The organism is Mesorhizobium sp. M0800, from assembly GCF_040320095.1.
Lineage (GTDB): Bacteria > Pseudomonadota > Alphaproteobacteria > Rhizobiales > Rhizobiaceae > Mesorhizobium.
Window position 1 is genome coordinate 87712 of record NZ_JAMYOZ010000011.1, and the last position, 16384, is coordinate 104095.

The following is a 16384-nucleotide window of genomic DNA, read 5'->3' on the forward strand; positions in this document are numbered from 1 at the left end:
GGAAACCGCAACCATCTGGAGAAGCGGCCTCTAGCAGGCCAGCATTGTGCTGGTCAATCGCGAGATGGCCGACATGGCCGCGGCGGCCGTGGCGGGCTCGGCCTCGCGGTGCTGCCCCGCATCATCGGAGATAGCGAGCCGGGGTTGCGGCGGTTGACCGGGGAAATCCTGTGGCGGCAGAGCCTCTCGGTCGTCTACCGCCGCGAGGCCGCGCTGGCGAGTTCGGTTCCAATCATCGTCCGTTTCCTGATCAACGTGATGCGGCGACATTTTGGCGCGATGCCGCGCTGAGCGGTCAGAACCTGAAGGTCGACGAGACAATCGACGGCTTGTGTGAGTTGAGCCTTTGCCCGTGGCCGTGCGGCGGCTTCCCTTGCTGTGTTGAAGGTCAGTGCCAGCTGTTGCTACCGGTGGTGCTCGGCTGGTGCGACGAGAACTTCAGCCATAGTGAAGGCGCGGTTTGGGCACTGTTTCGGTGAACTGCACACCGACACGGTCGTTCCTGCGCCAGCGCAACACAGACCGATAGGCAACGCCATCGGTCGGCACGTAGAGAAGGAAATGCTCCGGCACCAAAGCTTCGACCGGCACCTTGAGTTCGGCTCCGCCGACGTTCTGGTTTCGAATGGTGCAGCTAATTTCGGAGTTGTTGATGCCGTTAATGATCGCGGCACCCTTCAGGACGCGCTGTCTGCGTTCGCGGCGGTTGTCGCCTTCTTCAACCATTGTGACCTCCGTTAGGCACCCCACTTGTATATCAGAACCGCCCACGCGCGAGCCGGATTAAATCGCGGAGCGTTGTTACCCGCGTCGGGCTGCGATCGCTGTCCAGTCGGGTCAAAAGGGTTTCCATCTGCCTCGGCCCCTTGCCTCGGCCTGATACAGCGCCCTGTCAGGATTCTTGAGCTACCCCTCCGGTAGCCGATGGGTCCGCCCGGAAAGGGGGGCCAACGTCCGCCTTCAGCCGTTGCGCCAAGTTCTTCATGAGCCGCGTCGGGAGGCTAACGTCGCCGGTCCCATCGCAGGGCCGTACATCCGCAGAGCGAATTCATCTCCACCAGTCTCGCAACCAAGCCACCACGTCTGATTGCTTTCTCAAGACCGCGCAATCGCGACCAGTAGCGTGTCGCCAACGGCATGCTCGAAATTGTCCTCGCGTGGCGTCGCCAGTTTTTTTGGAGAGATGATCGTCCAGGCTTGTGCCCGGACCAAGCGGCTCCTCCCGATGTTCGACAGGCGCCTGAATGATATCGGCGAATTTGTCCGCGGCACCCGCAGGTGCGCTGTGCGAGGGAATAACTGCCGGAATATGTGCTCTTCGTCGCCAGGCCGGCGCCGATCGCCGTCAAGCGTTAGGCAGGGAATAGCGGCCGAGGTGAGGGACGGCAAGCCGCGCATTGCCGGGGCAAAGGCCGTGATCATACATGCCGTCCCCGATCTATAGCCAGGATGAAGGCCCGCGCCGAAGTCTACGTTCTGCGCCGGTGGCGGTGAAGCAGACCTGAACGCAAGCAAAGAAGAACAAGCCGATCACTGCGCATGTTGCGTAAAGAGACTATTGGGTGCGCTCATGACGCAACCAACGGAACTGTGACAGTTGTCGCATAATTTATCGAGTATCGGTCGAAGTACGGAAACTCGATCGCGAACGCATATTTGGCGGTCAGATGGGCCATTCGAAAGCCGCCGCTGGGGGCGTCGATTGCTATTGTTATGTCGACATCGGTTAATCCCAAACTCAGCAATTTTGCCGTGGCTATCGCTTTTATCTCGGCTTCGGTCAGAGAATTCTTCATTTGCAGCGCTCGTGAGGACGTTTCCAGAGTATAGCGAACACTTGACATGGCATTCAGAGCCCAGCCGAATGCGAAGATGCCGATCAAAAGCATTATCAGAATAGGCGCGATCAGCGCGAACTCCAGTGCGGCTCCGCCTGATGCCTCACGTATGAAGGCTCTCCCTTTAGCGAACACGTATCACCTGTTGGTGGCTGAGCTCGCGCGAGAGGGAAAACTCGCCGAAACTGAAGGGCGGGGACCAGGTGGCCGTCGCCTGTATTTCAACGAAAACCGCGGAAGCTTTCAAACTGTCGCACAGCACAGATGGATCGACCACGATGATCCCGCACATATATTTCCGGCTCAGCGTCACCTGCGCGTCATCGGGATGATTTTCCCAGCTCGAAAGGGCGACGGTCTGGGTAGCCGCGTCGTCGGCTGCGCCTTGCATCACGAGATTGGCCGCCGTTTTCACGCCCGCACGCATCGACAACGCGCTTGATACAAAAGACCAGCCGTCGATGATGCCAAGAAGTACCAGGCAAAGGATGGGCAGAACCAGCGCAAACTCCACCGCGGCAACACCCGAATCACTCCGGAAGATCCGGACTTGTAGCCGATCCACGAAAACTACTCGACAAGCTGAACGGTTTGCGTGGCCGGAATGTTACGCATTCCAAGGCTCGTGCAATCCTGAATGATGTTTGCGTTGCCGGACCACTGCACGGTACTGGCGACGACCTGCGTGCAACCACCCTTGCCAGAAAAATTGCCGAGATAATTGACGCCCTGTGTTGGAAAATACAGAGCGCCGGTCAATAGCGAATCCGCCGTGCCATTAAATGTGTTGGATCCCGCCAGGTTGGCTCTGTCGCCATAGAACAGCACACCTGAATAGGTGCCCGACGTCGGTGCGCTGAGCTTGACGGTCGCCGTGCCGTTCATGCTAACGCCGGAGGTATCGGCCAGATAAATGACGACACCCTCGCCGGAAATATTTGCATTCGAGCTCGCTTTGAAATCGCCTCCCTCAATGACGTATATCCCGGGCGAGAGGGTTACATTGCCGCTCAAGCTGAGCCCCTTGCAGTATGTTCCAGGTTGCAAGGTTGACTGATTGCCGTTTTGACAGGGGTTCGTGGCCGGTGGCGCCGGCAAGTCGGCAAAAGGATCGGCAGCGGGCAACGCCTGGGTTATCGGACTGGCGCAGACGGTCGTCACGGGGTTGCTCAACGAAACACCGCCTGCCGATATTAGGCAATCGACCTGAAGGTTTGCCGATCCCTGAAGCTTGATGGCGTCCGCGGCTATCGAATTCGACATCACGACGCAGCCGGTCAGTTTGAGGTTCGAACTGCCGGAAAACAGCGCCGCTTTCGGAGCGGAAGGATTGCGCGCCATAAGGCAGGCCTTTGAAGAATCCGTGATAAGAGCCACCGCTCTTGCCCGTGCGCCGACCGGGCTTTGCGTGAATATCGATGTGAAAAACCGATCGAGGGTCTGATGAACGATGACCTCGACGGCCTTTTGGGCGACATTCGGGCCGGAAGACGGAGGCGTGAAGATTTCGATTGTGCCTGTTGACGGGTCCCAGCCGTTCGTCGTCGCTGACAGTGTCGCGGCGGAGACAATCGTTGGCTTGTCAGATCCCGAAATCTTTCCAAAGCGCCAGCATAGGCCGCCGCATCCGCCACCGCCTGTAATTTCAGGCTGCTAAAATACCAGTAGGAGGTCTCGATACCGAGACCCGCTGCGCCGACGACAATCGGCAAAGACAGGGCAAAAATAGTAGCAACGTTGCCGCTCTCGCCTGTTTGTCGCAGACGGCTAACAAACCGCCTCAAGATACGGGCACCCCATTCCATGGAAATATTTAGGCCAGGATGAATGAAGGAACGACTAAGGATTTCACTCCATTTGACAGGTGCGCTCCTTGGGCGGCCGGCACGAGCTCCGGCGGCCGCACTCGGCGAGCACGCTGCTAATAGCTGTACCTGCGCGCCGGCGATGCCGATGTCGCGATTCGTTACGCGCACAGGATGCCTCCGACCGTTGTGATTGTGGCCGCCAGAGCGCAACTGCTCGACAACGCCTTTGCTATTGATGATAATGCAAATTTGCATTATCTAATCGTGTGGATGAGTTGGAGCTGCGAAAATGACTACATTGACGGTGACGGCACGGGGACAGGTGACCTTCCGCAAGGACGTTCTGCAGCATCTGGGCATCAGGCCGGGCGAGAAGATCGAACTTGATCTGCTCCCCGACGGCCGGGCGGAATTGAAGGCGGCGCGGGCAAAGGGATCATTCCGGGAGCTCTACGGTTTTCTCAAGGGCAAGACGAATGGCCGGGTGTTGAGCATTGAAGAGATCAACGAGGCAATCGCGGAAGCGGGTACTGCAGCGGGATCGAGCAAGGAATGAAAGTCACGGCCGATACCAACGTTCTGCTGCGTGCCTATGTCGCCGACGATGAACGACAGGCGGAAGCGGCCGTCGATCTCTTGGCGAAGGCAGACATCGTGGCCGTTAGCCTTCAGGCCTTGTGCGAGTTCGCATGGGTTTTGGGCCGACAGTATCAAACCGCACGCGCAGATATCGTGGCGGCAATCCGAGCCTTGGCGAATACCGCAAATGTCGTCGTCAACCGGCCAGCTGTCGAGGCAGGGCTTGCAGTGCTTGAGGCCGGCGGTGATTTTGCGGACGGCGTGATTGCCTTCGACGGCGACTGGGTGGGCGGGGAGACATTCCTCTCCTTCGACCGCAAGGCGGTCAAACTGCTGTCAGCGCAAGGACATCCTGTTCAGCTTCTTTCCTAGCTGTCCTCAGGCGTGTCGACATTGTATTGCCTGACGCGCCTGGCGGAATCCAACCCATTAAATGCCGGGACTAAACAGCTAGCCACAACGAGAGCAACTGCTGATCTGTAGAATGAGCAGGTTCGGTGAACTTTGCGTTCTCCTTACAGATCGTGTCCTGGACACTCCGCAGTTCACGTTCGACGCGCTTGCCGGCGCCCGCGTCTGGTACATCTCGAATGATGTGACAGTGCAATATGCTGGGTTCTCCTTGTCGCGCGAGGAGGATTTCGGCTGGGTCGATCCGGTGATCGGGGCGCGCGCCTTCTACAACATCACCGACAGGCTTTCCGTGATGGCGCAGGCGGATATAGGCGGGCTTCGGGGTGGGCGCCGATTTCACCTGGCAGGTGCTGGGAACCGTGAATTACCTGCTTACCGACCACCTCTCGGTTTCCGCCGGCTATAAGCACTTGGCGATCGACTACGATGACGACGGCTATGTGTTTGATGCAACCCTGTCCGGTCCGGTTCTCGGCATAACATACCGCTTCTGAGCCGCCCATGTCTGACGTTCCATACTGACGGTGTGCCTTTCCTGGTCGTGGATTGATCCTTCTGCCACGGGAGTGCTGATTGCTTCACGTGTCGGCGGTTCGGCATCTTCGCCGTCATTCTGCTATTTTCGGCTCTCCGCTGAAGCTGGCGGTCTGGTTGGGTCGGAACTGGTTGACCAATGTCATCCTGCGCCGACAAACTCGATCACGGCGCGAGCTGGTCAAAGCACCCGATCGGTCCATCGCGTTCCGCAACGGGCCCGACACGGTCCGTCGCATGGACATCCGCTACGGCAAATCGGCAAATGAAGCGACTTGGCATCAGTCGGCCCGCGTAGAGGGCACTTCCGGCATTTCGTCTTCCGAAACTCTCGCTTCAGGAAATTGAAGGGCAAATCGTGACCCTGAGCGGTCCCTGACCGCGACTGGCACAAACGTCGCCAAAGGTATACCTAGCGCCTATTCATACTCCCCTGAGAGACACGATTGCGCTACCAAGGTCAGGCATGTAGCCGCTCATCGCTGTGAGGCAGGGCTCAATGGCTAAGCTGCCAGCTCCAATACGCGCTGCCAGCGCGGATGCTCGTGCAGTGGCGCAAAGTCAGAATCCTGCTTCACCCATGCCTTGGTCTCGTGGTTTGCATGACAGCAGGCGTTCCAGCAGATCGAGCGCACGATCGAGCTCGCCGAAATGACAGCAAAGGCAGGCGGTATTGCATTGCGTCAGAATGTCGTCCGGATCGATTGCCAGCGCACGTGCCGACCATTCCTTGGCACGTTCGGTCTCCCCGATCAAGGCGAGAGCATTTGCGCCGAGATAGGCTGGCCGGGGGTTCTCAGGATACTTCGCCAATTCGCGCTCGGCGCGTAACACGCCTTTGCGAGCCGCTTCCCTTCGTCTTCCGGCCGCCCTAGAGAACGATAAACCTGCATAAGCAGAAGAACAGACTGATAGTCATCGGGCTTGATCTCGGCGGCCCGCTCGTAATGGTGGGCAGCCCCTTTGAGCTTACCTTGTGCATAGCACGCACGCGCGTAGAAATAATGCGCTTCGAATAGATTGAGATCACTTGCGATAGCCTGCTCGAACTCCTTTTCGGCCTCTTCATATCTTTGGCCGACCGAGAGAGCGAGACCACGCGACGCGTGTGCTTCTGCAAGTCCACTTTCGATATCGAGCGCCTTACCGCTGTTGGCCAGAATGCTTTCGAGAGAAACTTTCTCGTCGTAATTTAGGAATAGAAAGGAGTCGCAGTCGGCGATGCCCGCATAGGCGCGCGCATAAAGTGGGTCGAACTCGATTGCTTTGCCAAACATCCGCTTCGCCAGCACATAGTAGGTTTTGGACGTTCGGTGAAAAAACTCTCTCCCCCTCAGATAATACGTATGGGCCTCTACATTGTCAGTGGGCGCAGCCCTGATCGCCTTCTTTTCGGCCGGCAGCAGCTTGACCTTGAGCTGATCGACGATGGTGTGAGTGATCTCGTCCTGGATCGCGAAGATGTCGGTGAGTTCACGGTCGTATCGGTCGGCCCAGACGTGACCGCCATCAGCCCCGTCGATAAGCTGTCCCGTGATACGGACGCGCTGACCTGCCTTCCGTACGCTCCCCTCGAGCACGAACTTGACGCCGAGTTCCCGCGCCACTTGCTGCACCTTCACGGGCTTGCCTTTATAGGTGAACACCGTGTTGCGGGCGAGGACGTGGAGGCCGGAGATTTTCGACAGGTCGGTGATGATGTCTTCGGTAATTCCGTCGGAGAAATACTCCTGCTCGGGGTCGCCGCTCATATTTGTGAACGGCAGGACAGCGATTGAAGGTTTTGCCTTCATGTGGCTTTGAGGAGATGCTGTCATCGCGCTGTCCTCAAAACTGAACGGCGCCGCGAGTGCGACGTGGTAGACCCTGACCGGCCGGTCGATGTTCTTGAGCTCGTGTTCCCCCGTGTCCTCGAAATCCAGATCAAGATTCTTGCCAAGATGGTCACGAACCGCGCCGGAGATAGCGATACCTCCGGGCCGGGCGATGCTTTCAATTCGCGCCGCCACGTTGACGCCGTCGCCATAGATGTCGTTGTCATCGAAGATAATGTCGCCAACATTGATGCCGATGCGAAATTCGATGCCGCGCTCCTCTTGCACGTCGGCGTTGCGCTCGAGCATCCTGCGCTGGATGTCGGTCGCGCAAGCGACAGCGTTCACCACGCTCTGGAATTCCACCAGCATACCGTCGCCTGTGAGTTTCACGATCCGGCCCTGGTGCTCGGCGATCTTGCTGTCGACCAGTTCTCGCCGATGCGTCTTGAGCGCCGAAAGCGTGCCGCCCTCGTCGAGACCCATGAGCCGGCTGTAACCGACCACATCGGCAGCAAGTATCGCGCTAAGTCTCCGTTCCATGCGCGGCTAGCCTGTTTTACGGCGAGTCAGGGTAACAGGTTCTCACAGCAGCGGCATCACACTAAATCGGCTCCTCGTAATATTCGGAAGGAGAAGGCATCAACTGAGGTGCGGACGAGGCGTGTCACGGAGATGAAGCGGAAGCGATGAAAGCCCCTGCGTCAAGAGTGTCACCGCGGCCTCATGGTTTTTTCTACGGCGATCACGGAGCGTCCGCTTACTGTAGCTATCCGAAGTTGACAGGCACGTTCTGGAAGGCCCGCTACTGGCGCTCCTTGTCCTGCTGGTGCAAGCGTTTCCCTACCCCCGCACCGTACTGCGGTCGGATTCAGGCATCTTGCCGGAACTCACGATAATCGTCATCCTTGCCAGCCCGACGGCCAGCGTTCCGACCGGCCGTCACGGAGTGCCCCGCCCTTGCAAGAAGACGACGCCGGAAACGCATTCCAAGAGGCGATCCTCGCTTCGGTGGTTCGCTCATCGCTCGACTGCGTGATCGTCACGGACGAAGCCGGATTCGTTGTTGAATTCAACCCGGCGGCCGAGGCGACCTTCGGCTATTCGCGCGCTGAAGCGGTCGGCAGACAGATCTCGGAGCTCATCGTCCCGCCGCATCTGCGCAAGGCGCACGCAAACGGGCTTGCGGCCTATCTGGCGGGTGGCGCCCCGCGGTTGCTCGGGCGTCGTACAGAGCAGACTGCCATGCGAGCGAACGGCACCGAGTTTCCGGTGGAACTCACGATCACCGAAGCCCGGAGCGGCAAACGTCGTTTCTTCACGGCGAGCTTGCGCGACCTGTCGCAGCGCCACGCTGCCGACGCCGCTCTGCGTGCCAGCGAAGCCCGATTGGCGGCGTTCATGAAGCATGCTCCCGTAGGCATGTACCTGAAGGATACCGACGGGCGCTATCTGATCGCCAATCCCGAAATGGGAAAGGTCTTCGGCCGGCCGGCCGAGAGCGCAATCGGATTAAGCGCGGCCGACATTTTCGGGCCCCAGGAGGCCGCGATGATCGCGGAAAACGATCGCCGCGTCCTGGAATCGGGACAGGCGATTGCAATCGAGGAATTCCTAAGCAACGCGGCCCACTATGCCTGGAGCCTTGTCGTCCGCTTTCCCGTTCTGGGGGCCGATCAGCAGCAGGCGCGCATCGGCGGCTTCGATATTGACATTTCCGAGCAGAAGCGCGCGGCCGAGCGCCTGCTGCGAAGCGAGCGGCGCTTCCGAGACCTCACTCACCATCATCCGGTTCCGGTCGTGTTCATAGACTCGCGAACGAGGCAGCTGATTAGCGCCAATCCCGCCTTCCGCGAGATCATGGGTATAGGCCCGGATGACGAGGACCGCTTCCGGCGGCACCGCTGGTTCGCCACACGGGAAGACTATCGGCGCCTCAGAACCCTGTCACGTCAGCAGCCGCGCGCCGACGGCGTGGAGGCTCAACTTCGGCGTCTGGACGGCTCCGCGTTTACCGTGTCGCTGAGTTGGCGCCACATCGAGATGGACGATCGACCGGTGATCGTCGGCAGCATTCTTGATCTCACCGCAACCAAGGCGGCTGAAGCCGAACTGGCGCGGTCGCGTGAGGCATTGGCTCAGAGCGAGCGGCTCAACGCACTTGGTTCGCTGCTTGCCGGCGTTTCGCACGAACTCAACAACCCCTTGGCGGTCGTCGTCGCGCAGGCCCAGTTGCTGGAAGAATTTCTAGGCGGAACCGCCCACGCACAGCGGGCCGGCAAGATCAGACTCGCCGCCGAGCGCTGCGCGCGCATCGTGAAGACCTTCCTGGCAATGGCGCGACAACGCCAGCCGGAGCGCCGCAGTACCAACATCAACGATCTGATCCGCGCAGTTCTCGATATCGCCGGCTACGGTTTGCGCACGGCAGGCATCGAGTTGCAATGCCGGCTCGCCGAGGGCCTGCCGCCTCTGGAAGTCGACCCTGACCAGATGCATCAGGTGTTCTACAACCTGATCGTCAACGCGCAACACGCCCTGCAGGAGATACCGGCACCGCGGCGGATCGAGATCGAAACGTCGCTTGAAGGCAATGACCTCCAGATCGTGATCGCCGACAATGGCCCCGGTGTGCCCGCCGAGATCCGGAATCGCATTTTCGATCCGTTTTTTACCACCAAGGCTCAGGGTGCCGGCACCGGGATCGGGCTCGCTTTCTCGCTCAGCGTGGTGCAGTCGCACAATGGACGACTGGCCCTGCTTGACCGTGCGGACGGCGCGCATTTCCGGTTGCTGTTGCCGGTGGAGGCCTGCACTTCATCAGATTCAGTCGAAGGTGTTGCGGCGCACTCGGTCGCGGGCTTCGGTTGCACCGCCCTTGTGGTCGATGACGAGCGGGAGGTTGGAGAAACGATGGCAGAGCTACTTGAGGCTGAAGGTTTTGCCGTCAGGATCGTCGAGGACGGCGCCGGCGCCAAGGCAGCGCTGATGAGTGCTGTTTTCGATGTGATCTTTTGCGATCTGCGGATGCCGAACATCGACGGCCCCGCCTTGTTCGACTGGGCCTGTCAGGCAACCCCGGGCATAGCGGAGCGATTCGTTTTCGTTACCGGCGACACGCTCGGCGGCGCTGCGGCGCGCTTCGTTGAACGGGCCGGTCGACCAGTTGTCGAGAAGCCGTTTTCGCGCGATTCTATCCGCCGGGCACTAAGCTCGTTGGCAGACGTTCCGCGCTAGCCAACGACCCTCTTTGCGCGCTGGCGCCTTCGGACAACACCGCAGCGTCAGCGAACACGCATCGCAGGCCAGCTTGCTCGCGCAATACCGCATAGAGCCTTTTCTTCGACACTGGCCTTGGAATACCTGCGTTTCACGAAACTCGGCCCGCAATTCGATCAGCCGGTAGCGACCAGAAGACCTTCCGTTCAGGGAAAGCGTGAAGGGCTGCTATCCCATCGGTAAGCTGCTGATCGCAGTCATCTCTCCAAAATTCAGGTCATGGCGCGACCGAGCCGGCCGAAGGGTTCGGCCCCACCCTACTGCCGTGGAGCGTTCTACGTCGCGGTTGGGTGGTGAGCAGACCTCCGGTTCGCTAGAGTCCCAAGTCTCCACCGGGCTGCAGACCGAAACCCGGAAAACGCTTATCTCATAGTAAGCTGATGAATCTGGAGCGCCTATGATGAAGCCGACCGGATCCAACGAGGCAGTGAGGATCGAAGACCTTGACGACGCGGGGCTGGTTGAACACGCGCGTCAGCGTGACCCCGCCGCATTCTGGTTAATCATAAAGCGTCACAATCAGCGGCTTCACCGGCTCGCCCGCGCCGTCCTGAATGACGACACTGAGGCGGAGGACGTACTTCAGGAGACCTATATCCACGCCTTCACCCATCTGGCCGAATTCCGCGCGGAGGCGCGGCTGTCGACCTGGCTCACCCGGATCGCGCTGAACGAGGCGCTGGGACGCCGCCGGAAAAGGCGGCCCACTGTCGATGTGAAAGTCATCGAAGGCATGGTCGCTCCGTTCAGCGCCCACAAGCCTGATCCCGAAGAGGCGGCCGCTCTCGCTGAAATCCGCAGCCTCCTGGAGCGAGCCGTCGGTGGCTTGCCAGAGCCCTTTCGGATCGTCTTTGTCATGCGGGACGTCGAGGAAATGAGCATTGAGGAAACGGCTTTTCTTTTGGCATTGCGACCTCAGACAGTGAGCACCCGCCTTTATCGCGCACGCCGGCTGCTTCGCGAGGCGCTGCGGGACAAGCTCGCCACCGTGTTCACGGATACGTTTCTCTTCGCTGGCGCACGTTGTGACCGCCTCGCGCAATCAGTCTTAGATCGGCTCGCAATCAGCCTGGTTCGAAAAAATACTCATCAGTTGAACGTGGCGAGCGAGCGCACGTAGACGCAGTCCACGTCGAGCTTACGCCGGCTCCCTTCGCAGGGCTTTTGTAGCGGGACGCGGGAATATTTTGGCGCCCCGGACCATCTAATCGTCGGGCAAATGCACTCGGCGCCGCGGTGCTGACAGCGGTGTTGAATCAACAAACATAGGAGACCGCTATGCAGGGCGCACTTCACCTATCCCGGCGTCAGTCGCTTCAGGGACTTGTCGTACTCGGTGCCGGAGCGGCACTCGGCGGAATCGCGCGGCCTTCTCCGGTATTGGCACAGGACATATCGGACGAGGACATTTTCCGTTTTGCGCTCAATCTCGAATATATGGAGGCTGAATACTACCTCCGCGGCACCACCGGAAAGGGTATCGACGACGCCGATGCCGGCTCGAAACCGGGCGATGTCGTCGGCGGAAAGAAAGTGTCCTTCGAAACACCTGCCATCGGCCAATTCATGCAGGAAGTTGCTGAAAACGAACTCGCGCACGTCCGATTCTACCGCAAGACGCTTGCAAAGAACGCCGTCGACAGGCCGGCCATAGATTTCGATGCGGGGTTCAAGGCGGTTACGGAGGCAGCTGGCCTCGGGCGGGACTTCGATCCCTTCGGTAACGAAACGAACTTCGTTCTCGGCGGCATGCTGTTCGAGGATGTCGGCGTCACCGCCTATGCGGGTGCGGCGACAGTTCTGAAAAACAAAGACTTCCTCGCCGCCGCCGCAGGCATCCTGGCGGTCGAGGCCTACCACATGGGAATGGCGCGATCTACGCTATACCGGAAGGGAGAGGAAGCCTGGAAGGCCGCCAACGCTGTCTCAGATGCCCGAGACAAAATCGACGGATCGGATGATAAGGACCAAGGGATCCAGGTGGACGGCAAAGCCAACATCGTTCCTTCAACGCCGGACGCAATCGCCTTCACCAGAACACCGCAACAGGTGCTCCGGATCGTCTATCTCACCGACAAGGACGGAGTGAGCAAGGGCGGCTTCTATCCGGAAGGGATGAACGGCACGCTCAAAAGCACCTGAGCCAGTTGCGACGGGTGACGATTGGCCGCCGGAAACTGAGCGGCCTGATATCGGCTGCTCTCGGAGAAAGACCATGAATAATGATGATAATGGAACCACGGATCGTCAGCTTCGCCACAAGCGAACCTCGGCCCTTTCTATGCGCCATGAGTGAATCCTGGCGCTGACGACATCGCTGTGGCTTGTCGGATAGTACAACGCTACGCTGCCTTGGCCCTAGCCGACACAGCGCTCTTCGCAAAGTCGCGCACGACCTGCACGAATGCCTCCGGTCTTTCGAGGGGCATGAACTCGCCAGCTCCGCTGATGACCTTACCTATCAAGGCCTCGGCACCAATTGCCTCGATCCCAGCAACATAGTCCTCGATTCCGCGGCCGTCCGCGTCGCCGCGCAGATAAAGCATGGGCGTCTGATCCGCTTGTGCCGTATGTTCTTCTTGGCGTCCGCCTCGAACGCTCGATACCAGTCGATTGAGATCGTAGGCCACTACGGCTCGGAAGACCTTCCCATTGGCGCGCGCAGGGTCTTCGTTGTGGTTGAAAATACCGCCAAATCGGTCCTTCGGGGCCAAGAGCTCCAAACAGAGCAACTCAGAAATCGACGGGATAGAAGAAGGTTGGTCGCTGATCTGAAACGTGACCGTTGAAGCGCATGAGAGGCCAATGCGGAGCGTCAGTTTTGCCGCTTGGCGGTTAATCAGCCGGAGTGCTTTTCATGGACCTGGTCGAGCTTGGCCCAAATCAGCCGGTGATCGTCAAAGTCGAGCCCACCGGTGACGACGATCTTTGAGCCGGGAGGAAAGAGCACCTCATAATCGAACCGCTTCTTCGTCATCGAGGACGTCACGGCTGTCGATCCATCGCCGAGGTGAATTGCGGTGGTTGACCTTCGACCCGCTGTGCGCAAGTGAGATTTGCCGTGCTGCTACTGAAAAATTCGGAAAGCCCACTTGTCCTGCCTCGGGTTCCGACGCACACGCGAGAAGCACGGTTCGGCCATAACTCGAGGGCACGCGCCGCGGTCTGGAGCGGCGATCGCTGTCTGGTCGAGACCGCCGGCACTATCCGAAACAATGTGAGGCGCGATCGCGATCATGTGGCGCTCTATGGCGATCCTCGTAGTCCTGCCCGGGTTGGACAAGGAAGCTGTGGCAGAGCAAATTCGCGGGAACATTGAGGCCGCCGCTTTTCCGAGCCCTGCACCTGGCGTGTCGCACCGCGTCACTGTCAGCATCGTAGTTGCGGTTCAGGCGGCCAGCGAGGCCATCTCACCGGAGCATCTTCAGTGTCAGGCGGATGCGCGACTCTATCTTCCCAAGCAGACCGGCTGCGCCGAGTGCTGCTCCACAGACCGGAGTCGTCCGAGCGCAAAGATATTCGGTTGACGGTGATGCCGTCAGCCGGGTGCAGTGCAAGAATAGTCGTTTCGCTCCGCCCTCCTTGAACGGCCGAGGTCGATTTTGCGGAGGACCGCTGCTGCTGGTCGCCATCTCCGCGCTCAGAACACCTAGTCTCAGTCCACCGAGGAGCTCGATCGACGTGGCCGTGACGATCGGCTGAAGCCATCGCAGGACCATTATTTTGAAGGGCCCGCTGCACCTTCCCGGGGCAGCGGGCTTGGCATTTGTGCGAATGCTAACTCCTTTGGTACGACCCCAAAATCAACCATCCAGGTTTTCATAAATGGCCCCTTCCCCGCAGCACGCCGTCTGGGATGTTTCGGCACACGATCGTGATATCGAAGCTGCATATCAGGCTGCAGCAAAAAGCTCATGCTGACCGGCCGGACGAGATCGAAAGAAGGTTCGGCTGCGTCAGGCGTCCTGGCAATCCGCCCGACTGAGCACCAGAACCGACCCTCCCGACGGATTTTCGCGAGCTGCATTCCTCCCTCCCCTCCTTACCAAAACCGCCGCTCGCGAATTCGCTGGCGAGTATATCTCCGATGTGATATACATATATCACTCGGAAGATATACAAATGCCGCTCTTCATTCGCGATCCCGACGTCGATGCCATGGCCGTCGAGCTGCAGCACATTACCAACGCGCGCAGCAAGACCGAGGCCGTCAGAACCGCCTTGCGCCACGAGATCGAGCGCAACCGCGGCAGCGTCCCGCTGCGCGAGAGACTTGCCAAAGTCAAGGAAATGGCGCGGCGGATCGGGCCGGCCAACCCTGATTTCGATATGAAGAAATTCACCGACCAAATGTGGAGCGACGACTGATGTTCGTCGATGCCTCGGTAATCGTTGCCATCCTGAACGAGGAACCTGGCGCGGAAGAACTGGAAAAGCGGCTCGCGGCCGCGACCAAGCCGCTGTATATCTCCCCGCTCGTCCGGTTCGAGGCAGTCCAGGGTCTCGCGCGAGCGTCGGCCGAAGCCATCAAAAAGAACGCCAAGCCCACGGCCAACATGCTGGCGCAAGCCCGTGATACCGTCGACGCCTTTTTGATCGAGATCGCCGGCAAAGAAATCATGATATCCGGCGACATCGGCGACCGGGCGATCGAAGCCAGCATGAAATACGGCAAAGCAGTCGGGCACAAAGCCGATCTCAATTTCGGCGATTGTTTTGCCTATGCTTGCGCGAAGGCTCACCGGCTTGCCCTGCTTTACAAGGGCAATGACTTTTCACAAACTGATCTGGCGTAAGGCTTTCCAGGCCTTGCATCGCGCGAGAGCCGATGGGCCCCTTTTGCATGCTTTGGGCGAATCGTCGTCTTTCATGGCTAAACGCAATATTACGAGGAACGTTCGCTGCAGCACTGGTTTTCTTCGGCCGGATCAACCCCGTCACGACGGGGCCCTCGGCGGGCTGGAGCTGCCGGGCGTGCAGGGACGCGTTCCTTGAGGGCCTTGGAGACGACCACCGCTGGCGGGCCTCGGCCGCACGGAACTCCGCGAGAAGTGCGACGGCGCGTTCGCTGTAGCCCGGCTGACGCCGGCCTCGCGCGCAAGGTTGGCGACGGTCAGCGCCCCGTCGGTGCGCTCAGGCGGCTGTCGAGCAGCCGCACCATCGCCGCCCTCAGCGCCGCTTCGCCGCCTTGCGGCCGGCAAGCCAAAAGCCGTGCAGGATAGAATGTTGGACGCGCTGGCGGTCGCAAGCTTCGGGCAGAAGGCCGATCTGGCAAAGCCGATGAAGCACCGGGGTCAGGCGTGATGGAAATCGCCCTGCCCTACCCCTCCGACGCCTACGAGATCGTCAGAGGCAGCGGCAATGTCTACGCGGACATGGGGGATCCCGACGCCGATACCAAGCAGATGAAGGCCTTCCTGGCGGCCGAGATCATCGCTGCGCTGAATCGGCGGCACCTCACGGTCAGAGCTGCGGCGGAGGTGACCGGCGTGGAACTGTCGCCGCCTAACGCCTAATATGGCCAAGTTGCTCTGCCGGCGACCGGCAATGCCCTCCCTGTTGGCTCTTGGTCAATGAAGCCGAGTAGCTGAGGGTCGTCGAGGAAGATATCGACGTCGTGGCTTTCGCGATGGTTGATCTGGATCATCATCGCCGTGCCGCCGCCAAACGACCATTCGAATTCAAAACCTCCGGCCTTCTTCCGGAGCTGGTCGATCAGATCGGCAGCAAGGGCGAAAAGCCGCCGCCATTCGGACGGACGACGGCTATGGACCTCGATCATCAAGCAGCGAGTTAATAGGTCTCGCCGGACCAGGCAGAGAATGGGCCGCGAAAGCCTTCAGATCATCGACCGCTATCTGGTGCGCGGCGGCGAACCCCATCTGCTGCTCGACCGGCACTTCTCCAAGGAAGGCACTGACCTGCCCAGGATACTGCTTCGCCAGATCTAGATCCGAAAGACAATGAGCCAGCGCCACCCCATCGAGCTGTTCGCTGTAGGGCGCGTTAACTGTCGTCAGAACCAAGGCCAGATGCTCGCTCATAGTCATGCAAAATAGTCAATTCGTGGATGGGCACAAGCTGCGAGACTCGGGCACTGCAAATGGCTCGCGAGGCT

Annotated in this window: 18 protein-coding genes and 3 pseudogenes; 12 read left to right on the plus strand and 9 right to left on the minus strand. The window is 59.6% G+C overall.

Annotated elements, in window-relative coordinates:
* Positions 1-153: 153 nt before the first annotated feature.
* Entirely contained in the window at positions 154-291 is a 138-nt protein-coding gene (locus NKI18_RS15910) for a hypothetical protein (RefSeq protein ID WP_352620245.1), read from the plus strand.
* 147 nt (positions 292-438) lie between these two features.
* Here NKI18_RS15910 and NKI18_RS15915 read toward each other — a convergent pair whose 3' ends face one another.
* The 5 genes from NKI18_RS15915 to NKI18_RS15935 all read right to left on the minus strand — a co-directional run bounded on the left by NKI18_RS15915 (position 439) and on the right by NKI18_RS15935 (position 3901).
* Positions 439-726 (minus strand): PilZ domain-containing protein, encoded by a 288-nt coding sequence (locus NKI18_RS15915; RefSeq protein WP_352592868.1) that lies wholly within the window; start codon positions 724-726, stop codon positions 439-441.
* Between the two features lie 842 nt (positions 727-1568).
* Complete coding sequence (locus NKI18_RS15920; protein WP_352455495.1) at positions 1569-1973, minus strand: TadE/TadG family type IV pilus assembly protein; 405 nt, start codon at positions 1971-1973, stop codon at positions 1569-1571.
* Entirely contained in the window at positions 1963-2352 is a 390-nt protein-coding gene (locus NKI18_RS15925) for a TadE/TadG family type IV pilus assembly protein (RefSeq protein ID WP_352620242.1), read from the minus strand. Before NKI18_RS15925 ends, NKI18_RS15920 begins: the two co-directional genes overlap by 11 nt.
* 56 nt (positions 2353-2408) lie before the next feature.
* Positions 2409-3179, minus strand: a complete 771-nt coding sequence (locus NKI18_RS15930) for a hypothetical protein (protein WP_353020009.1) — start codon at positions 3177-3179, stop codon at positions 2409-2411.
* The gene (locus NKI18_RS15935) at positions 3116-3901 is read right to left on the minus strand and encodes a TadE/TadG family type IV pilus assembly protein (protein ID WP_352619613.1); all 786 of its coding nucleotides are present in this window, start codon (positions 3899-3901) and stop codon (positions 3116-3118) included. The genes NKI18_RS15930 and NKI18_RS15935 overlap by 64 nt, the downstream gene beginning before the upstream one ends.
* 34 nt (positions 3902-3935) lie before the next feature.
* On the opposite strand from NKI18_RS15935, the gene NKI18_RS15940 reads away from it, so the two are divergent.
* From NKI18_RS15940 to NKI18_RS15955, 4 genes and pseudogenes are all read left to right on the plus strand, one after another.
* Positions 3936-4202 (plus strand): AbrB/MazE/SpoVT family DNA-binding domain-containing protein, encoded by a 267-nt coding sequence (locus NKI18_RS15940; RefSeq protein WP_059186960.1) that lies wholly within the window; start codon positions 3936-3938, stop codon positions 4200-4202.
* The gene (locus NKI18_RS15945; protein WP_352619614.1) at positions 4199-4597 is read left to right on the plus strand and encodes a type II toxin-antitoxin system VapC family toxin; all 399 of its coding nucleotides are present in this window, start codon (positions 4199-4201) and stop codon (positions 4595-4597) included. The genes NKI18_RS15940 and NKI18_RS15945 overlap by 4 nt, the downstream gene beginning before the upstream one ends.
* A gap of 151 nt (positions 4598-4748) precedes the next feature.
* Positions 4749-5133: pseudogene (locus NKI18_RS15950) on the plus strand (porin family protein); the annotation flags it as partial.
* A 79-nt stretch (positions 5134-5212) separates the two neighbouring features.
* Complete coding sequence (locus NKI18_RS15955; RefSeq protein ID WP_352455491.1) at positions 5213-5521, plus strand: hypothetical protein; 309 nt, start codon at positions 5213-5215, stop codon at positions 5519-5521.
* Between the two features lie 155 nt (positions 5522-5676).
* Here the strand turns inward: NKI18_RS15955 and NKI18_RS15960 are convergent.
* Positions 5677-7530 (minus strand): annotated as a pseudogene (locus NKI18_RS15960) (adenylate/guanylate cyclase domain-containing protein).
* Positions 7531-7947: 417 nt separating this feature from the next.
* Here NKI18_RS15960 and NKI18_RS15965 point away from each other — a divergent pair.
* From NKI18_RS15965 to NKI18_RS15975, 3 genes are all read left to right on the plus strand, one after another.
* Entirely contained in the window at positions 7948-10224 is a 2277-nt protein-coding gene (locus tag NKI18_RS15965; protein ID WP_352619615.1) for a hybrid sensor histidine kinase/response regulator, read from the plus strand.
* Between the two features lie 439 nt (positions 10225-10663).
* Complete coding sequence (locus NKI18_RS15970) at positions 10664-11386, plus strand: RNA polymerase sigma factor (RefSeq protein ID WP_352579031.1); 723 nt, start codon at positions 10664-10666, stop codon at positions 11384-11386.
* 158 nt (positions 11387-11544) lie between these two features.
* Entirely contained in the window at positions 11545-12408 is an 864-nt protein-coding gene (locus NKI18_RS15975) for a ferritin-like domain-containing protein (protein WP_352648065.1), read from the plus strand.
* A 200-nt stretch (positions 12409-12608) separates the two neighbouring features.
* On the opposite strand, the gene NKI18_RS15980 is transcribed toward NKI18_RS15975, so the two are convergent.
* Together NKI18_RS15980 and NKI18_RS15985 are read right to left on the minus strand one after the other, a co-directional pair.
* Positions 12609-12980, minus strand: coding sequence for an alpha/beta fold hydrolase (locus NKI18_RS15980; protein ID WP_352619616.1), 372 nt, complete (start codon positions 12978-12980; stop codon positions 12609-12611).
* Positions 12981-13114: 134 nt separating this feature from the next.
* A pseudogene (locus NKI18_RS15985) lies at positions 13115-13307 on the minus strand (SLOG family protein); the annotation flags it as partial.
* 1081 nt (positions 13308-14388) lie between these two features.
* Between NKI18_RS15985 and NKI18_RS15995 the strand changes: the two are divergent.
* The 3 genes from NKI18_RS15995 (at position 14389) to NKI18_RS16005 (ending at position 15782) form a co-directional block, all read left to right on the plus strand.
* On the plus strand, positions 14389-14634 hold the full coding sequence (locus NKI18_RS15995) for a type II toxin-antitoxin system VapB family antitoxin (protein WP_023678723.1): 246 nt from the start codon (positions 14389-14391) through the stop codon (positions 14632-14634).
* Positions 14634-15062 carry a type II toxin-antitoxin system VapC family toxin gene (locus NKI18_RS16000; protein ID WP_023678722.1) on the plus strand — a complete coding sequence of 143 codons (429 nt, stop codon included), beginning with the start codon at positions 14634-14636 and terminating at the stop codon, positions 15060-15062. The genes NKI18_RS15995 and NKI18_RS16000 overlap by 1 nt, the downstream gene beginning before the upstream one ends.
* A gap of 507 nt (positions 15063-15569) precedes the next feature.
* A complete protein-coding gene (locus NKI18_RS16005) occupies positions 15570-15782 on the plus strand; it encodes an XRE family transcriptional regulator (RefSeq protein ID WP_352619617.1) in 213 nt (70 codons plus the stop codon).
* On the opposite strand, the gene NKI18_RS16010 is transcribed toward NKI18_RS16005, so the two are convergent.
* Positions 15779-16048, minus strand: coding sequence for a nucleotidyl transferase AbiEii/AbiGii toxin family protein (locus NKI18_RS16010; RefSeq protein ID WP_352619677.1), 270 nt, complete (start codon positions 16046-16048; stop codon positions 15779-15781). The two genes, NKI18_RS16005 and NKI18_RS16010, sit on opposite strands and share 4 nt — an antisense overlap.
* A 40-nt stretch (positions 16049-16088) precedes the next feature.
* Between NKI18_RS16010 and NKI18_RS16015 the strand changes: the two genes are divergently transcribed.
* Positions 16089-16217: a hypothetical protein gene (locus NKI18_RS16015; RefSeq protein WP_352619618.1), complete on the plus strand. Its 129-nt coding sequence runs from the start codon at positions 16089-16091 to the stop codon at positions 16215-16217.
* The last annotated feature ends 167 nt before the right edge of the window (positions 16218-16384 follow it).